Annotated in this window: 15 protein-coding genes and 2 pseudogenes; 6 read left to right on the forward strand and 11 right to left on the reverse strand. The window is 70.0% G+C overall.

Going from position 1 to position 15,891, the window contains the following annotated elements:
• Window position 1 precedes the first annotated feature (1 nt).
• From OG509_RS33570 to OG509_RS33590, 5 genes are all read right to left on the reverse strand, one after another.
• Window positions 2-355: a hypothetical protein gene (locus OG509_RS33570; RefSeq protein ID WP_406186347.1), complete on the reverse strand. Its 354-nt coding sequence runs from the start codon at window positions 353-355 to the stop codon at window positions 2-4.
• A complete protein-coding gene (locus OG509_RS33575) occupies window positions 352-513 on the reverse strand; it encodes a hypothetical protein (protein WP_406186348.1) in 162 nt (53 codons plus the stop codon). The genes OG509_RS33570 and OG509_RS33575 overlap by 4 nt, the downstream gene beginning before the upstream one ends.
• 17 nt (window positions 514-530) lie before the next feature.
• Window positions 531-1,307, reverse strand: a complete 777-nt coding sequence (locus OG509_RS33580) for a GNAT family N-acetyltransferase (protein WP_406186349.1) — start codon at window positions 1,305-1,307, stop codon at window positions 531-533.
• Between the two features lie 71 nt (window positions 1,308-1,378).
• A complete protein-coding gene (locus tag OG509_RS33585; RefSeq protein WP_371681089.1) occupies window positions 1,379-1,453 on the reverse strand; it encodes a 50S ribosomal protein bL37 in 75 nt (24 codons plus the stop codon).
• A gap of 14 nt (window positions 1,454-1,467) precedes the next feature.
• A complete protein-coding gene (locus OG509_RS33590; protein WP_406186350.1) occupies window positions 1,468-2,274 on the reverse strand; it encodes an SDR family NAD(P)-dependent oxidoreductase in 807 nt (268 codons plus the stop codon).
• Window positions 2,275-3,583: 1,309 nt separating this feature from the next.
• Here OG509_RS33590 and OG509_RS33595 point away from each other — a divergent pair.
• The 3 genes and pseudogenes from OG509_RS33595 to OG509_RS33605 form a co-directional block, all read left to right on the forward strand.
• A complete protein-coding gene (locus tag OG509_RS33595) occupies window positions 3,584-4,981 on the forward strand; it encodes an amino acid permease (protein ID WP_406186351.1) in 1,398 nt (465 codons plus the stop codon).
• 108 nt (window positions 4,982-5,089) lie between these two features.
• Window positions 5,090-5,395 carry a hypothetical protein gene (locus tag OG509_RS33600; protein ID WP_406186352.1) on the forward strand — a complete coding sequence of 102 codons (306 nt, stop codon included), beginning with the start codon at window positions 5,090-5,092 and terminating at the stop codon, window positions 5,393-5,395.
• Between the two features lie 183 nt (window positions 5,396-5,578).
• A pseudogene (locus OG509_RS33605) lies at window positions 5,579-6,414 on the forward strand (sensor histidine kinase KdpD); the annotation flags it as partial.
• A 6-nt stretch (window positions 6,415-6,420) separates the two neighbouring features.
• Here OG509_RS33605 and OG509_RS33610 read toward each other — a convergent pair.
• The 5 genes and pseudogenes from OG509_RS33610 to OG509_RS33630 all read right to left on the reverse strand — a co-directional run.
• A pseudogene (locus tag OG509_RS33610) lies at window positions 6,421-6,516 on the reverse strand (class II glutamine amidotransferase); the annotation flags it as partial.
• Between the two features lie 320 nt (window positions 6,517-6,836).
• On the reverse strand, window positions 6,837-7,037 hold the full coding sequence (locus OG509_RS33615; RefSeq protein ID WP_123074881.1) for a DUF5988 family protein: 201 nt from the start codon (window positions 7,035-7,037) through the stop codon (window positions 6,837-6,839).
• A gap of 110 nt (window positions 7,038-7,147) precedes the next feature.
• Window positions 7,148-8,098: a 1-phosphofructokinase family hexose kinase gene (locus OG509_RS33620; RefSeq protein WP_406186353.1), complete on the reverse strand. Its 951-nt coding sequence runs from the start codon at window positions 8,096-8,098 to the stop codon at window positions 7,148-7,150.
• A gap of 1,149 nt (window positions 8,099-9,247) precedes the next feature.
• Window positions 9,248-9,724, reverse strand: coding sequence for a cupin domain-containing protein (locus OG509_RS33625; protein ID WP_406186354.1), 477 nt, complete (start codon window positions 9,722-9,724; stop codon window positions 9,248-9,250).
• Between the two features lie 366 nt (window positions 9,725-10,090).
• Complete coding sequence (locus OG509_RS33630) at window positions 10,091-10,966, reverse strand: universal stress protein (RefSeq protein ID WP_406186355.1); 876 nt, start codon at window positions 10,964-10,966, stop codon at window positions 10,091-10,093.
• A gap of 332 nt (window positions 10,967-11,298) precedes the next feature.
• On the opposite strand from OG509_RS33630, the gene OG509_RS33635 reads away from it, so the two are divergent.
• Both OG509_RS33635 and OG509_RS33640 read left to right on the forward strand, forming a co-directional pair.
• Window positions 11,299-12,210: a universal stress protein gene (locus tag OG509_RS33635; protein WP_406186356.1), complete on the forward strand. Its 912-nt coding sequence runs from the start codon at window positions 11,299-11,301 to the stop codon at window positions 12,208-12,210.
• Window positions 12,211-12,626: 416 nt separating this feature from the next.
• Complete coding sequence (locus tag OG509_RS33640) at window positions 12,627-13,190, forward strand: DUF5994 family protein (RefSeq protein ID WP_406186357.1); 564 nt, start codon at window positions 12,627-12,629, stop codon at window positions 13,188-13,190.
• A gap of 275 nt (window positions 13,191-13,465) precedes the next feature.
• Here the strand turns inward: OG509_RS33640 and OG509_RS33645 are convergent, their stop codons facing one another.
• Window positions 13,466-14,809, reverse strand: a complete 1,344-nt coding sequence (locus tag OG509_RS33645) for a phosphoribosyltransferase family protein (protein ID WP_406186358.1) — start codon at window positions 14,807-14,809, stop codon at window positions 13,466-13,468.
• 372 nt (window positions 14,810-15,181) lie between these two features.
• Here OG509_RS33645 and OG509_RS33650 point away from each other — a divergent pair, with 372 nt between their 5' ends.
• Window positions 15,182-15,730 carry an HPP family protein gene (locus tag OG509_RS33650; RefSeq protein WP_406186359.1) on the forward strand — a complete coding sequence of 183 codons (549 nt, stop codon included), beginning with the start codon at window positions 15,182-15,184 and terminating at the stop codon, window positions 15,728-15,730.
• Window positions 15,731-15,891 lie beyond the last annotated feature (161 nt).

Raw genomic sequence — 15,891 nt, forward strand, 5'->3', positions numbered from 1 at the left:
TTCAGGACAGGTCCAGGGAGATGTCGTACGGGAACTCCTCGCCGTCCCTGAGGAAGGTGAGGCGTGCCTGGAGATGGCGTGCGGTGGGTGGGGGTGCAGGACGGGCGGTGATGGTGCCGTCGGTGCGGCGGCGGTCCGGGCTCGTGTCGTAGACGCCGCCCCAGTCCACGTACGTGTTGCCGAGGTCGTCGTCCGCGTCGAGGGTGAGCAGTACGGACTGCGGCAGCGCCGGGGTGACGGTGTAGCTGATGCTGAACGAGTCGGCTTCCAGGGCGAGTCCCTGAACGGCGAGCTCGTGCCACCCGCCGAGGACGGCGATGGCGGGCAGGCCGTCGTGGCCGGGGGTGCGGCTCATACGAGGGCCGCCAGGCGGTCGGGGTGTTCCTCGACGACGAGGTGGCCGGCGTCGGGGGCGACGTGCAGGGCGGTGCCGAGCGTTGCGCGGACGAGGCGGTCGGTACTCCAGCGCCGGATGTGCTCCCGGCCCGCCGCGCTGCGGCGGATGGAGTCCATCGGGCGACAACGGCCCCTCATCCTGCTGCCACTCTTCCTGTGGCGGCAGGAGCACCGACCGCGTAGTGGCCGTAATCGCGTACGGCGTGGAAGCCCGCACTGGAGGCGAGCAGGCGACCGGCCCGGTTGCCCGCCGAGCAGGTCCAGCTGGGGGTGCGGCGGCGGGTGTCTATGTCCGAGCACAGGGCGTCGATGCAGGCGAGTGCGAGGTGCTGGAGGCGGGGGTCGGGCACGCAGACGCAGGCGATGTCCTCGTAGGCGGTGCCGAGGAAGTAGGTGCAGGCCACGGCCACGATGCGGCCGCCCCGGAACGCGGCCCAGGCGTAACCGGAGCGGGCGAGTGCGTCGGGGCCGCCCCAGGTGCGGTGGATCCGGTGCATCGCGCACGGAAGGGTGCTGAGCGCCCGGGCGTCCTGAGCGGTCAGCCGCCGTAGCGTGATCCCCCTCGGGCGAGGTGCGGCAGGTGCCGTGGTGCGCTTGACGTACACCGTGCGCTGCCAGGGCACGACGCGGTCGAACGCGGCCCCGATCAGCGGCCGGAAGCGGCCGGGTGCCTCGATGTACCGGTGGGCGAAGTGCGCCAGGTCCTGGGGTGCCAGCGCTTGCGGGTCCCCGAGCAGCAGTACGTGGTCCCCGCATTCGGCGGCGATGACGCGTGGCTGGATGACGCGGTCCACCCACCAGCGGCCGGCATCGGTGGTCAGGACGTGCTCGGTCAGGGCGCCCGAGCCCGGTGCGCCGACGGGGAACCAGCGGACGAGGCCCGGAAGCCGGTGGGAGGGCAGGTTGATCACGATGCTTCCTCGCGGGGGCATGAAGGTGGGGCGGCCCTGTCCGAGGGCCGCCCCACGGGGTGGGCTGGTGACTAGCAGTTGGGTTTGCTGCCGTGGTTGGAGCCCTTCTTGCGGCGGGCCCTCTTCTTGCGTGCGCGCTTGGACATGTCCGTGGATCCCTTCAGGCGGTGTGGCCGACGAGGAGGTCGGCGAGCTTGTTGAGGCGCTTGACGGTGCGGTCGTCCGTGGCGGCCGGGGCCGGCGTGACGGGCTCGGAGCGGTCGTAGTAGGCGCCGTTGACGATTTCGGTGGCCGGGTCGCAGAGGCGTACGACGTACCCCGCACCCTCGGAGGCGGGCGCGCCCTCGTTCCCGTACAGCGGGAGGAGCCCGGTGTCGCAGATGCCGGGGTTGACGGATACGGCGGTGACGCGAGGGTCCGCGGCGAAGACGGTCAGGGCCAGCTGGGACTGGGCGTAGGCGGCGAGGCGGGAGTAGCGGCGCAAACGCTGGGGGTCGTTCCACATGATCGTGGCGGTGCGGTGGAGCGAGGAGGAGACGTTGACGACCCGGCCACCGGGGTCGGAGGTCAGCGCCGGCTCCAGCAGGTTCGTCAACAGGTAGTGGGCGAGGAAATTGACCTGGAAGGCGATCTCGTTGCCGTCGGCCGTGACGGTGTGGCGCTCAGGCGCGGCAATGGCGGCGTTGTTGACGAGGACGTCGAGACGCGGGTGCTCGCGCACGACCGCGTAGGCCAGGCTCTCGACCTCGTCGAGGTGGGCGAAGTCGGCGGCGAGCGGCCGCAGGGAGGAGCCGTCGATGCCGGCGGTGGTGATCAGCCGGTCGGCGGCGGCCTGCGCCTCATCAGGGGTGCGGCCGTGCAGGAGGACGGTGACACCGCGCTCGGCGAGCTGGCGGGCTGTCTCGTAGCCGATGCCGGAGGTGGCGCCGGTGACGAGGACGGTACGTCCGGACAGGGATGAAGGCATGTCGGATTCCTGGAAACGGGCATGGCTGACCTGCCTGTCGCCCCGGCGGGACGCGGCGCACGGGTTCAGCTCATGCGGTGAAGGAGGGATGCGTACGGTGCCCCGAACAACGCCCTTCAGGCGGGTGGTGGCAGGTACGCGCACGACGCGCGGCCGAAGTCAGACGGCCGGGCGGACAGCGGGCGCTGCCGGCGGCACCTGATTCGGTGGCCGGTCGTCGTAACGCGGACCGCTGTTCATGAACCCATCCCAGCGCATCCGACCTGCGGAGACAAGGTTCTGAATGCGCCCTTGACGCCACCTTGGTACGCGCCATCAGGGGCGCATCAAGATCGATCGCTGCGCGGAAGGAAGGCGTCAAGGAGTGCTGCCAGGGCTGTGTCGACGGGAGAGACTGATGCGGCGACGGACCGGGATGACGGTCCGTGGCGCGCGGCTGGAGGCGTGTGACCTGAACTCCGCCGAAGGACGCAAGACCCGGGCCGTGGGGGGCCGGGCCGACGCACCGCGTGCCGCTCACCCGTCGCACAACACATGAGCCGTCCGGCTCCCGGGGTGGGGATTCCGGGGCCGGCGGCTCACGTGGTTTGCATGACCATCTCGGGGCGTGCTCTGGCCGCTCCCTCCGCGGCCGAGTCGGTGCGGCAACGCCGCGGTGAAAGAGCGCCCCTGGGGAGCGGGCAGGCGTCGGCCGATGCCGATCGCGGCAGCATCACTTCACCGGTCCCAGGCCGGATGCCCGCGGGCATCCGCGTATGTGCTCGGACAGCCTGTGGCCCTGGGCACGGCGCGCCAAGGCGGAGGAGCTGCCCGAATGGCCGGAGAGTCCGCCGCCTGTCCCTTTGCCCGCCCAACTGCGGTCCCTTCACTCAGCGATGGCTGCGGGCGCAGAGTCCAAGCAGGCCCTGCTGTGCACATACCTGTCCGCCGTCCTCCTGGCAGGGCAAGGGCTGCGGCTGCCACCTGCACCGATGACGCCCGCCGTCAAGGAGCCCGGAAGTGCTTGCGGCGCCGACGTCGATGCCTGCTGCTCCGGGGGCAGGGTGGACACCGCGCGGTGAACGGGTGTCATCGAAGTGGTCACCGCCGGCGGCTACCCCGCGACCCCTGTGTCAAGCGGCACGCCGACACGTTGCCGCCACGACAAGGTGCGCCACGCTCAAGCCCCGTGTCAGGCAGTGCGTTTCGGCTATTCCTTAACGGACTGCTGACGTATCCTTGATGCCTGGTGTGCCGGGAAGCCTGGTCGGCGGTCAGGAGCCATGGGCTGTTCCATGTGCTCCGGCTCTCGCCGTGAAAGGCATTCCTCATGACCGCCATACAGCAGCCTGCTGTACCTGCTCCCGCGTCAGACGGCACGAGCCGCCGCGGGCCACGTCGTTCGGTCCTCTTCTTCGCATTCGCCTTCGCCGTGATCGCGGACCCCGTCTCCTCCGTGGCCTACGCCATCGAGGCGGCGCTGCGCGCTCTCCACGGCGATCTTGCCCTGCTGCTGCCGACGATGTCGCTGGTGGTGGGCCTGGTCGTGGTGGTCACCGCCAACTACTGGCAGCTGGTGCGCCGTTTCCCCAAGGGCGGTGGGGCGGCGGCCGCGGCGGGGCGGGCCTTCGGGCCGCGCTGGACGTTCGTACCCATCGGCGCACTCGTCGTCGACTTCGTCCTCACCATCGGCATCTCCATCGCGGCCGCCGCCAGCGCCGTGATCGCCCTCTTCCCCGCCGCCGCGCCCTTCCGTGTTCCGCTCGCTCTGCTCCTGCTGGTGGTCGTCGCCGGGCTGACGTGGTTCGGACACGGCGGGCGGCTGCTGTTCGCCGTCATGACCGTGCTCTTCGTGCTCGTCTGCGTCGCCGTACTCGTACGCGGCTTCGTCTCGCCCCACGCCATCGATGAGGCTCCCGCCTCGACCGACCCGGGCCGCTCTGCCACCCTCGCGGTCGTCCTCGCGTTCCCCGTCGCGATGGCCCTGGCCACCGGCATCGAGGCGCCGTCCACGGCCATCGCCCAGCTCGGGCAGCTGAACGACACCCACCGCCGCCGCTTCGGGCGCGGGACCCTCGCCCTGCTCCTGGTCATCGTCGGGGGCCTGACCCTGGCGCTGACCGCTCTCGCCGTACGCCTCCACATCGGCATCCCCGGCAAGGACTCGACCCAGATCGCCGACATCGCCCACGCCGCCACCGGATCCGGCTGGCTCTACGGGGCCTTCCAGCTCACCAGTGCCCTGCTGCTCCTTGCCGCCGCCAGCTCCTCCTTCCAGGCCGGCCCCGGACTCCTCAAGGCGCTGGCCGGTACGGAGGACCGCCCTGGCGTGCTGCCCACACCGCTGGGCCGGACCAACCGCCACCACACCCCGTACTGGTCCGTCGTCGTCTACCTGGCCGCGGCGGCGGTGATCATCGTGGCTGCCGCGGGAGAGGAGCAGGAACTTGTCCTCTTCTACGCGGTCGCGGTCTTCGTCAGCTTCCTCGTCGGCCTGCTGGCCATGACCCGCTTCGCCCGTACCGAGCAGAAGCCCGCCCTCGCCTGGCTGAATGCCATGGCGGCCGTCGCGGTGGCCTTCACCCTCCTGGTGAACCTCCTCCGCGGCTGGCCCATCCTCTCCCTGGTCGCCACCCTCGCCATCGGCGGAGCCTTCTACCTCCGTTGGGTCCGAGCCGGCCGCCCCTCCGACATCGAGGACGTGGAAGCCCGTGCCGAAGCCGACTGATCCGAAGCGGTCACCACATCGACCACGATCCGCAGGCGCGGTCGGCCGGGCCCTCGTACGGCCACAGTAATCACCGATGGCACACACGCACTGGAAAGGAGCGCCCGCATGGGCATCCGCTACGGCATCGGCGCACTGATCGCTGTCACAGCGCTACTGCTCGCCGGCTCCGGCATCGCCACACTCAGCAGGGGCTGGCTGCTGCCCTGGCAGCGGCGGCACGTCGTCCGCCAGCTTTTCGCCTGGGCGCAGCTCCTCATCGCCATCGCGCTGGGCATCCAGCTGATCGGCCTCCGGGCGGTCGATTCCGCCTGCCGCACAGTCTTCACCATGCCCGGCAGCGTGGTGCTGCTGCTCGCCCTGGTGCTGATCACGCGTGCGCAGCGTCCGAGAGGCACCGGCCAAGGAGACTGAGCCCCCGACTGAGGTCTGCGGGGACGGCGGTCCGACTCGCTGCCCCGCCGTCGTCCTCGGTACCGTGCGTTTCTCGCATCAGGGCCTCTGACCGGCGATCCTGCGCACGGCTCGCGCGCGGGAGCACGGTTGGGCGCACCATGGGATGCAGAGGGGGTGTGACGAGCGGGCAGGAGCCCGCCGATGACGCGTGGGCGATTGCGGATCTACCTCGGGGCCGCCCCGGGAGTGGGAAAGACGTGCGCGATGTTCGAAGAAGGGCAGCGGCTGGCCACGGCCGGTGCCGATGTCGTCGTCGGTTTCGTCGAGCCGCACGGTCGACGGCCGACCGCTGCCCTCGCCGAGGGGCTGGCGATCATTTCCCGGCGCGCGGTGGAGTACCGGGAGGCGAGCTTCACCGAGATGGACCTGGACGGGGTGCTCGCCCGCCAGCCACAGGTCGCCCTGGTCGGCGAACTGGCCCACACCAACGTGCCCGGCTCTCGCCATGCCAAGCGCTGGCAGGACGTCGAGGAACTCCTCGACGCGGGGATCGACGTCGTCACCACCCTCAACGTCCAGCACTTGGAGTCCCTGGGCAACGTGGTCCGGCAGATCACCGGGGTCCCGCAGCGCGAGACCCTGCCGGACGAGGTGGCACGCCGCGCGGACCAGATCGAACTGGTGGACCTGCCTCCCGAGCTTCTGCGTCGGCGCATGCTGCACGGCGAGATCTACCCGTCGGACCGCATCGAGACCGCCCTCACCCACTACTTCCGCGTCGGCAACCTCACCGCCCTACGCGAACTCGCCCTGCTGTGGCTCGCCGACCGAGCCGAGGAAGGCCTCCAGCGCTACCGGCCGAGCACGGCATCACCACCCCCTGGGAGACCCGCGAGCGCATCATGGTCGCCCTGACCGGCGGCCCCGAGGGCGACACCCTGATCCGCTGCGCCGCCCGGGTCACCGCCCGCATCCCCGGCAGTGAACTGCTGGCCCTGCATGTCATACCGAGCGACGGTCTCACCCACGGGGATCCGCCCACCCCGGAAGGCCCATACGGCCGTCCCGTCACTGACCGCGACCGTCATCTGCATCGGATACTCCACGCCGTGTTCGCGGCCGACGCGTTCCACGAGCCCCACGTCCAGGAAAACACCGACGCCACTGACGCCGATCACAAGGTTCCTCTGCTCGTCCCATCGTCCGAGTCATGTTGGCTCCGAAGGCCGGGCCCCCCTTTAGGGTCGGGCTACTGAGAGGGCAATGGAGGGGGCAGACGATTCCTGTGCTGCCTTGAGCGGCCGTGGCTGGAAGCCGGTCGCGAAGTACCAGGAGGACGGAAGTCGTTGGGGAGCGGGTGGACTGGATCGAGGCTGGCGATCCCGCACACCATCGGTGTCGGCCCGCGCATCTCGGCCGCCGTGGTGAGGTGCAGGCCGAGCGTCCTTGACCGTCCGTTTCATTCGGCGATCTCTGTCCGTTCCCACCATTCGTAGACCGCCAGTTGTCCCTCCGGGCTGTCCTGGTGCCGCGACGTGATCTTGAAATGCTCGTACCCGCCGCGGTGCGGAATCTTCAGGTCTTGTCCGGGGTCGGAGATCGGAACGATCCGCTCGGGCAGATCGTCCGGGCCGCCCTCAAGCACTGCCTTGGTCGCCATGCTTCCAGTCTTCCCAACCGCAGGCCCGCTCGCATCACGAGGTTGGCACTGGCGTCGCTCAGCACCCCCGTCAGCGCCCCGCCCCGACGCGCTGACGGGGGTGGGCAGAGTCAAACGCCCCGGCGTCGAGCATCGGTCTGGAACCTGGTCCTCACCTGGGAGTGGAGGGATCGGGCCGTGTCCAGGTCGAAGGGCTCGGTGCTGGGGGTGAGCATCGCTGCGGCGGCTGCGGCTACCCCCAGCGCGGAGGCGCTGACGGGATCCTCTCCGGCGGCCAGCTGTGTGATGAGGGCGGCGACCATGCTGTCTCCTGCCCCGGCGTCGCTCAGGGGCTCGCCGGGCAGCGGCGGCGCGTAGAGCTCGGTGTGGCCGTGGCGGGTCGAGCACAGTGCGCCCAGTTCTCCGAGGGTGGTGACGGCGATCTCGGCGGCCCCTGTGGCGAGCAGGTGCTCGTTGAGGGCCCGGGCGTCGTCGAAGCCGCGGACCGGCCGGCCGGTCAGGCTCTCGGCCTCTGTACGGTTGCACCTGAGCAGGAACACGCCCTCCGCGAGTGCTCCGCGAAGTGCCGGACCGGAGGTGTCCAGGACCAGTCGGGATCCGGCTTCCCTGATGCGGCGGGAGACGGCCGCGTAGAAGTCGTCGGGCAAGCCGCCGGGCAGGCTGCCACTGGCCACGACGTACGGGCAACCGCCAACGGTCCGCTCCAGTGCATCCAGGCACCGCCGCCCCTCGTGGTCGTGCAGGTGCGGGCCGGGTGGCACGATGTGGTAGCCGCGGCGCGATTCGGCCTCGAACAGCACGAGTGCTTCGCGGGTGTCGTCGTCGATGTCGACGGCGACGTGGTCGACGCCCTCTTCGTCCAGCAGCCGGTTCAGGCGCAGGCCGACCTCGCCTCCGGCGGTGTGGACAGCGGTGGCTCGTCCTCCGAGCCGCACGACATGACGGGCGACGTTGATCCCTCCGCCCCCGGCGGCCACCGACCTGACCCGGGCGCGGTTCTTGCCGATGCCCTCCAGGTGTCCGACCTCCCAGCAGAGATCGACCGCGGGATTCATCGTCAAGGTGAGGATCGACGGCTTGGCTGCACTCTCCGATCCTCCTGCACCGTCGGTAGTCCTGGCTGTGGTGGGGTCCGGCGTTGCGGCCGTCCTCATCGCGGGACCCGGGTGGTCGCGCCGACCCTTGCCCGGCGCACCGCCCGCTGGGCAGGGCCCCGCTCACTGCAGCCTGAGGAGATTGGGGTCTGTTCCCGCGCGCTGCGGTAGATCCCGATCTCGGCCGCTGCCAGGGACAGCTTCGGCTCCAGACGGTGCCGGCCGTTGAGCGCGTGGGGCCTGGCCATGCCCGCTGGGAGCAGGTCTGGTACCGGCATCGGCCGGAGCGGCGCGTGCCGCGCCCACGGCACACCCAGTAACGGGTGCGTGCGGCCGAAGAACGCGTCCGGCTCCACCGGGCCACCGGTCCGGAGCCGCGTGGGAAGCGTCATCGCACTCACCTCCGTGGACAGCGACACGCCCGACCCGACTTCCATACTGAAACAGCCTGACGTCACCTGCATGCCGGCCCACGGCTGGGCCTGTTCCTCGGCACGTGGATCTACTGGAGCATCGGGTGGGCGGTGACAGCTGCGGCACCCGGGGCAAGAACGCGCGGCCTTGGCAATCTCGTCCAGCTCGGACGGGGACAGCGTGGCATCGGCCTTCTTGGAACGCTTTTGCACCGGAGGACGAACGGTCGAGGCTGCACGCAGGCTGACGCCAGCCCGTTGCGAAGGACCTCGCAATGCTCCGCACTTTGCGGACAGGTCGAGCACCGAGTCGGTCGCTACCTGCCGCAGAGGTACGTCCATGCCTTTCAGAAGCCGAGCGGAACGTCGCGTGCCGTGGGAATGGATACCTCGTCATGTGCTGCACGCTTGAGGGAACAGCCTTTGGGTGGCACATCCAGGCACATGAACCCGGGAAAGGGAGCGGACACTTGACTGCTTGAGACAGCAGTCCCAGGTGCAGCCGCTCGCAACCGACGGCCAATCACGGGCATCGAGGAGCGGATCAGGCCGCTTCCCAGGCGCTACCGCTAAAGACATGTCCCCAACCGTGCCCTTCGAAGCGGTCAACAGCGGCCAGATGGGTGTACGGGCGGAAGGGAAGATCGTGATTCTCCCGGCTCGCCTCGGGGCCAGGAACTGCTGTCGCGATAAGCCTCGCTGGTCAGGCGTGCTCGTCCGATGGCTGCTGGGCAGCCTGGACCGACCAGCTTGGCGGCTCGTCGCCGCCTGAGTCCTCGTCGCGCTCCGCGTCGGCGGCTGTCGCATGGATCTTGCCCGACGTGTGGTGGACCGGTGCGTATACGGCGTAGAGCTGCAGGGTCTCGTCACCGATGTTGGTGACGTTGTGCCAAGTTCCGGCGGGCACGAAGATGGCCCAACCATCCTCGACTTCTTGGTCGAAGTCGAGTCGATCCTTCGCGCGGCCCATCTGGACGCGGACCCGGCCTGCGTCGAGTCGTAGAAATTGGTCAGTCTCCGGGTGCGCTTCCAAGCCGATGTCCTCACCCACCGGGATCGACATGAGGGTCAGCTGAAGGTACTTCCCAGACCAGGCGACGGCGCGATAGTTCGTGTTCTCGAGCGTCGCCTTCTCCAGGTCGAAGCTTTGAGGTTCCGGCCCGATGTCCTTGATGGTCACACGCCTCTCCCGGTCAACGAAGGCGGTACGCGGTACACGGTCGCGGTCTTGCGCCAGCGCACATCGACATTCTCAGAGCCCTGGGCTCTTCTGGCCACAAGTACGCGAGCTGCCACCGCACAAGCGGCCGGCCGTGACCCGTTGCCACATTCCGCCGTGCATCCCGCCGACGGGTTGAGAGGCATGTCCAGCGGCGGGAGGCTCCCACGCTGTTGGCCGCGATGACCGGTACCGGTCAGCCGCCAGGGGAAGTGCGCAGGATAGGGCGAAGGAGAAATCGCACGCGTGACCGCGTCTCGGCGAGGGCAGTCGCGGCAGCGTTGCCTGGGTGGTGCGGGCGCGGGACGGTGCTTCCTGCGGAGCCGGTCAGTCGTGGGCCACGACGGCGACCGGTGCGGTGGAGTGATGCAGTACGGCGTGGGTGATCGGTCCGATGTGGGAGCCGAGGGTGGAGCTGCGGATCCGGCGGCCGACGACGACGAGAGAAGCGTCGGAGGCGGCCTCGACGAGCTGGATCGCGGCGTGGCCGATGGGCGCCCGCACTTCGACCTCGACCGACGGGAACTTGTCGCGCCATGGCCTGAGCATCTCTTGCAGTGTGGCGGTGATGCCGTGGGCCATCTCCTGCAGAACAATGGGGTCGAGGGCGGGCGCGTAGCTCAGGATCGGCGGTGGAGTCCACCCGTGCAGCACGTGGAGGGCGGCCCGGTGGTGGGCTGCCTCTTCGAAGGCGAAGGCGAGGAGCTTGTCGCAGAGCTGACGGGTGTCCACGCCGGCCACGACGGCTCCGTGCGTGCGCAGTCCGTCGGCGGGGGTCACGGCGTTGCCGGAGGAGCGGACCAGCACCACAGGATGTTCGGTCGCGGCGATGGTGGCCGAGCCGACCGAACCGACGATGAACCCGGCGATGCTGCCGAGCCCGCGTGAGCCGATGACGACCATCGTCGAGGAGCGCGCGGCGGCTGCGAGGGCCTCGGAGGGCGGTCCGGGGACCTCTCGGGTGGTGATGTCCAGGAGCGGGTGCAGGCGCCGTAGCTCGTTGGACGTCTCGCGCAGCAGGTTCTCGGCCCACTGGCCGCGTATCTCGGTGCTCGCCAGAAGGAGGGGCGGCTGCTCGAGCCATTCCGTGGCGTGGACCAGCTCCAGTGCAGTGTTCCCGAGTTCGGCCTCGCGCGCGGCCCAGTGGGCGGCGGCGGTGCTGGCGCCGGAGCCGTCGAGGCCGACGGTCACCTGGTTGGTCATGAGGAACATCTCCCTGGGATGGCGCGCTACTGCCTCCAGAGTCCCCCGACGGCTCACGCTGGAGAAGGGCCGAGAGGGCCCGTATCAGACCGATCGGCCCTGGTAGGGGAGTAAGCAAGGCGAGGTCGGCCTGGCGGGCGAGCCGGTCGGCTTCCGATGGATACCGCCACTCGCTCGTGCTCGTCCACAGGGAGCTCGGTGATGCCGTGCGCGACACGTGGCTTCGCGTCATTCTTGAAGGAGCTGACCGGATCCACCAGTCGACCTCGTTCGTCATCAGGTTTCGGAGCGTGTGATGGATGACCCCTCCTGGCTTTCGGTGAGGAGGATTCATGGCAGTCGGTATGACGCATGGTCCTGAGCTCGGCGCTGTGGTGGCGGGAGTGGATGGATCCCGGTCTGCGGAGCGGGCGGTGGTCTGGGCCGCGGCGGAGGCCGTGCGGCGGGATGGCACCTTGCACCTCGTGCACGGCGCGGACACCGACAGCCGGATGCTGTATGCATCTATGTACGCCATCGAGCGGATACGTCGGGCGGGCCGGGACCTGCTCGAGGAGACCGCCGCCAAGCTCGCCGAACGCCATCCGGGGCTGCACGTGTCGACCGAACTCAGTCCCCACGAGCCGGTCGCCGGCCTGCACGCTGCGGCTGCGGACTCCGACACCATCGTGGTCGGTAGCCGCGGCCTCGGCGGCTTCGAGTCACTGATGCTGGGTTCGGTCGGCCTGAAGGTCGCCGCGGGCGCCAAGGCGCCCGTGGTCGTGGTCCGGGGGGACGAGAACACCGCCGAAGCAGGGGTCGTGCTGGCCGCCATCCGTGACGAACATGATGTGGAGTGCGCGAGGTACGCGGCGAGTGAGGCGGAGCTGCGCCGGTCGTCACTGCGGTTGTTGCACGTCTGGAATGTGCTGGAGTCCGTGGCGGAGAGCGTGACCGTGCTCGACGATGCGGACGAGGGAGTGCAGGTGCACGTACGAAGGGTGACGTCAGTGGCCCACCGGATCCGTGACGAGTTCCCGGCCCTGAGCGTGCACGTCGACACCGAGAAGAGTTCGTCCGTCGCAAGGGTGATGGTGGAGGCGTCACGCCACGCGGACCTGTTGGTGATGGGCGGACGGCGCACCCCCGGATACTTCGGGCCCACCCTGGGCTGGGCGACGCACAGCCTCCTGCACCACTCACACTGCCCCGTGGAACTCATTCCGCGCCATGGCAAGCAGGACGACGAGGACCAAGGGTTGTGACCACCCCGAAGGCCGCGGAATCGGCGTCAGCCTCGTGGAACACCTCCGGGCCGGCTGCGGTGAGTCCGTCAGTGGGCGGCCCCCGCAGCTGCTGTGAGTTCCACACGCACGTCCACCATGCCTTGGACGGCGCGGGCGGCGCGCATGACCAGAGGGACCAGAGCACGGTTGTGGAGGCTGCCCCGGAGCGTCCTCACCCTCCTCGACCGAGCAGTCGAGGTGAAACGCGGGGCATGCGTGGCCTTCATCGCCCGGCTGTGGATGCCGCGCCGAAGGGCCGTCTTCGACTGAGGAGCCTTCCGTTGCTCACACGGGTCCGTTGGTCGGTGTAACACGCGTCGCGGCCGGCCAAGCCCGGGCCGCCGCGTGAGCCACTTACGGGCTGCCGACGGACAGCCCGGGGGCAGGAGCGTGACATGACCACCACCCCCGGCCGGACCTCTTCCCGCGACCTCGCCACAGCGCTCCCGGCCCGTCTGTCCCTCACGCCGAAGACCACCCTCACTGGCCAGCTGGACGGGGCTTGGTGGCCGCGCTCGCGCGACCTCCAAGTGGAACTTCCGCCCCTTGCGGCGACACTGGACGAAGTCTGGGGACGCATCACACGCGTCACCGTGAACCCCACCCGCTGGCCCGTCGTACCTCACACGGTGAACACCGACGGGCACATCATCCACGTGGGCTGTTTCACCGAACAGCACCCTGACGAGCTGATCCTGCTCTCCTACACCGTCGGCCGCTGGGACCTGCTCGTAATCCCGCCCGAGACTGAGCCCGCCGCCGCGGCACGGCTCATGGCAGCCGCAGCCATCCCCGGCAGCGTCCTTACCGCCGGCGCTCTCATGGCCGACGAAGCGGCCATCGGTCGCGGTCTACGGGACACCCGAAACCGTGAGGACACCTGGGAGAGCGAAGGTGGATCCCGCACGGCACCCTCCGGTCGGCGAGACCTGTCTCCGTCCGGAGACACCTGGAAGTGAGCAGCGGGGAGACACACCCTCGTCCTCGCCAGGCGATCCTCTCCCTGACCGCAGCCAGCACGTCTGCCCGCCCGCGTGGCAATCGGCACGAGGAGCCACGCTGCCTGTCAATTCGGCGACACCTGCGTCGTCCGACGCCGACACGGATTTCGCCAGCGCGCACCCGGAGCTCCGGCACTGTCGCCAGTCGCGGGCCGCCGAGCCCGGAAGCCTCCGTATAGGCCGGGGCAGATGAGGCTGGCCGGGACATCAGGCTTCGGCAGCGCGCGCGGCCATCACGTCTCTCGGTGTTCGCCGGACCTGTGGGGAACGACGCCGAGGTGGGGGAGATGGCGGACGAACCAGTCCAGCGCGGCGTCGGCCACGGCGTCCAGCGCGCCGGGTTCCTCGAAGAGGTGGGTCGCACCAGGAACCACCCCCATCTGGTGCTCGCAGCGCAGGTGCGCCGCGGCCTGACGGTTGAGGTTCAGTACCTGTTCGTCGGCTCCGCCGACGATCAGCAGGGTCGGAGCACGTACGGCCGCGAGCCGGGAGACCGCCAGGTCGGGGCGTCCGCCCCGCGAGACGATCGCGGCGATGTCCGATCGCGGTTCGGCGGCGGCCATGAGCGCGGCCGCGGCGCCCGTGCTGGCACCGAAGTAGCAGATGCGCAGGGAAAGCCGCGCCCGGATCCATCCCGTGGCCTGAGTCAAGCGGAGGGCGAGGAGCGGTACGTCGAAGACCTTCGCCCGGTCACGTGCCTCGGCCGGGGTGAGGAGATCGAAGAGCAGCGTCGCCAGCCCCGCACGGTTCAGGACCTCGGCCACGTGGCGGTTTCGGGGACTGAGGCGACTGCTGCCGCTGCCGTGCGCGAAGACGACGACGCCCTCGGCGTCCTTGGGCACGGTCAACAGCCCGGGCAGCGCCGTGCCTCCCGCGTCCACCACCACTTCACCAGTCTGTGGCGCGACCCGATCTGAAGCCTGTGCCGGTGCTGGCGGGCGTGCCCGCACCGCCTCGGCCAACAGCGCGGCGACCTCCTCGTCTCCCACCTGCGAGAAGTCCTCGTACCACTGGCCGACCGCGGAGAAATGACGGGGCACCGACAGGCACACCACCTCGTCCGCCTCGCGCCGAAGCTGTTCCAGTGCCTGGGGAGCCGCCACGGGAACGGCGAGGATCACCTGCTCAGCCCCGTGCTCCCACGCAACCTCGCACGCCACGGACGCGGTCGATCCGGTGGCGATGCCGTCGTCCACGACGACCACCGTCCGTCCGGTGAGCGGGATCCGTTCCCCTCCCCGGCGGTAGCGTGCCTGTCGCCGTTCCAGCTCCGCCCGTTCGGCTTCCTCGACCCTGGCGCAGTCCCGTTCTCCGAGGCCGGCTGCACGGACCGTCGCCCCGTTGATCAGCCGTACGCCGCCCTCGCCGATGGCGCCGAAGGCCACCTCGGGTTGGAAGGGCACCCCGAGTTTGCGGACCACGATCACGTCCAGCGGTGCGCCCAGGAGGCGTGCGACCTCCGCGGCCACGGGTACTCCGCCGCGGGGGAGGCCGAGTACCACCGGCCCGGCCAGTCCGAGCCGGGCCAGCTCACCGGCCAGTTGTCTGCCGGCGGCCGTTCGATTGGAGAAGAACATACCGCGCCTCCTTTCACGGCCCCGATCCGTCGGCAAGCGTCCGCAGAGACGCCGGCCGGAGGGCCGGGTCGGAACCAGACGGTTTCGGTGGCAGGCCAGGCCGCGGTGGTGCCGGGTTCGAGCTCAGGAGCCCCGACAACCTGCGCATCAGGTGCTGGCGGGCACGCAACAGAACCCCTGACTTCAGGGTCGTACCGGTGCACGAAGTCCGCATCCGGATGGTGCCCGCGTCGAGCGGTCGGCGGGCCGACCTCGTGGCCGTCATGGACTCCGCGGTGGCGGCCGGTGAGGTGGTGTCGACGTCGGCGTTCAGACGGGGCCATGCTGGAGGTCCGATAGCAAGGCCTCACAACGCGGCGAGGGGAGTCCGCCATGGCATCGGCGACGCACCCTCAGGCGCATCCCCGGGCCGGGGCGAACATGGCCGTCATGGCCTGGACCGTCGGGGAGGTCATGCGGACGGAGGTGGCGGCCGTCGCCGCCGACGAGACCGTGCTCATGGCCTGGGAGCTGCTGGAGAGGACCGGTGCCGCGTACCTTCCTGTCCTGCTGCCGGACGGCCGCTGCTCCGGACTCCTCGACCGCTGCGAAGTCGCGGTCGCGTGCTCCGCGCCCGCAGTCGTGCTCTCGGCGCAGGACGTCGGCACCCTGCTTTCCGGGCGTCGGCGGCCGGTTGTCAGGCCTGAGGAAAGCCTGCGCAGGGCAGCGGTCGCCATGACGGACAACAACTGCGAGGCACTTCCAGTGCTCGGCAGCGCCGGCAGGCTGGTCGGCCTGCTGACGGCCTCCGACATCGTGGCCGCCCTCGTGCGGTACCCGGCCTCCGCGTCCGGGAACGCCGAGGCGACAGCGATCGGACCGTCCACGCTGACTCCGGGACTCAGGCCCCGCCGCGACGACCGGGTGAACCCTGTCCCATGAGCGGCACCACAGGGTGAGGGCGGGATGACCAGGGCGAACGACCGGGCGGGCACACAGAGGACAAACCCGAAGCGGTGGCAGGAACCGGGTGACGCCGATGGACCGAGCGGTCCGCTGCCCGCACGCGAGAAGCCCACCGGGCCACCGCTTGCACGGCGGGG

This window comes from Streptomyces sp. NBC_01006, from assembly GCF_045162725.1.
In the GTDB taxonomy this organism is placed as follows: domain Bacteria; phylum Actinomycetota; class Actinomycetes; order Streptomycetales; family Streptomycetaceae; genus Streptomyces.

What these genes read in the sequence shown, in the direction of transcription:
- OG509_RS33630 (WP_406186355.1), bottom strand. Translation starts at nt 10,966, where the DNA reads ATGACCAACCAGGTGACCGTCGGCCTCGACGGCTCCGGCGCCAGCACC.
- OG509_RS33595 (WP_406186351.1), top strand. Translation starts at nt 3,584, where the DNA reads ATGACCGCCATACAGCAGCCTGCTGTACCTGCTCCCGCGTCAGACGGC.
- OG509_RS33615 (WP_123074881.1), bottom strand. Translation starts at nt 7,037, where the DNA reads ATGGCGACCAAGGCAGTGCTTGAGGGCGGCCCGGACGATCTGCCCGAG.
- OG509_RS33590 (WP_406186350.1), bottom strand. Translation starts at nt 2,274, where the DNA reads ATGCCTTCATCCCTGTCCGGACGTACCGTCCTCGTCACCGGCGCCACC.
- OG509_RS33575 (WP_406186348.1), bottom strand. Translation starts at nt 513, where the DNA reads ATGGACTCCATCCGCCGCAGCGCGGCGGGCCGGGAGCACATCCGGCGC.
- OG509_RS33640 (WP_406186357.1), top strand. Translation starts at nt 12,627, where the DNA reads ATGACCACCACCCCCGGCCGGACCTCTTCCCGCGACCTCGCCACAGCG.
- OG509_RS33570 (WP_406186347.1), bottom strand. Translation starts at nt 355, where the DNA reads ATGAGCCGCACCCCCGGCCACGACGGCCTGCCCGCCATCGCCGTCCTC.
- OG509_RS33645 (WP_406186358.1), bottom strand. Translation starts at nt 14,809, where the DNA reads ATGTTCTTCTCCAATCGAACGGCCGCCGGCAGACAACTGGCCGGTGAG.
- OG509_RS33635 (WP_406186356.1), top strand. Translation starts at nt 11,299, where the DNA reads ATGGCAGTCGGTATGACGCATGGTCCTGAGCTCGGCGCTGTGGTGGCG.
- OG509_RS33600 (WP_406186352.1), top strand. Translation starts at nt 5,090, where the DNA reads ATGGGCATCCGCTACGGCATCGGCGCACTGATCGCTGTCACAGCGCTA.
- OG509_RS33650 (WP_406186359.1), top strand. Translation starts at nt 15,182, where the DNA reads ATGGCATCGGCGACGCACCCTCAGGCGCATCCCCGGGCCGGGGCGAAC.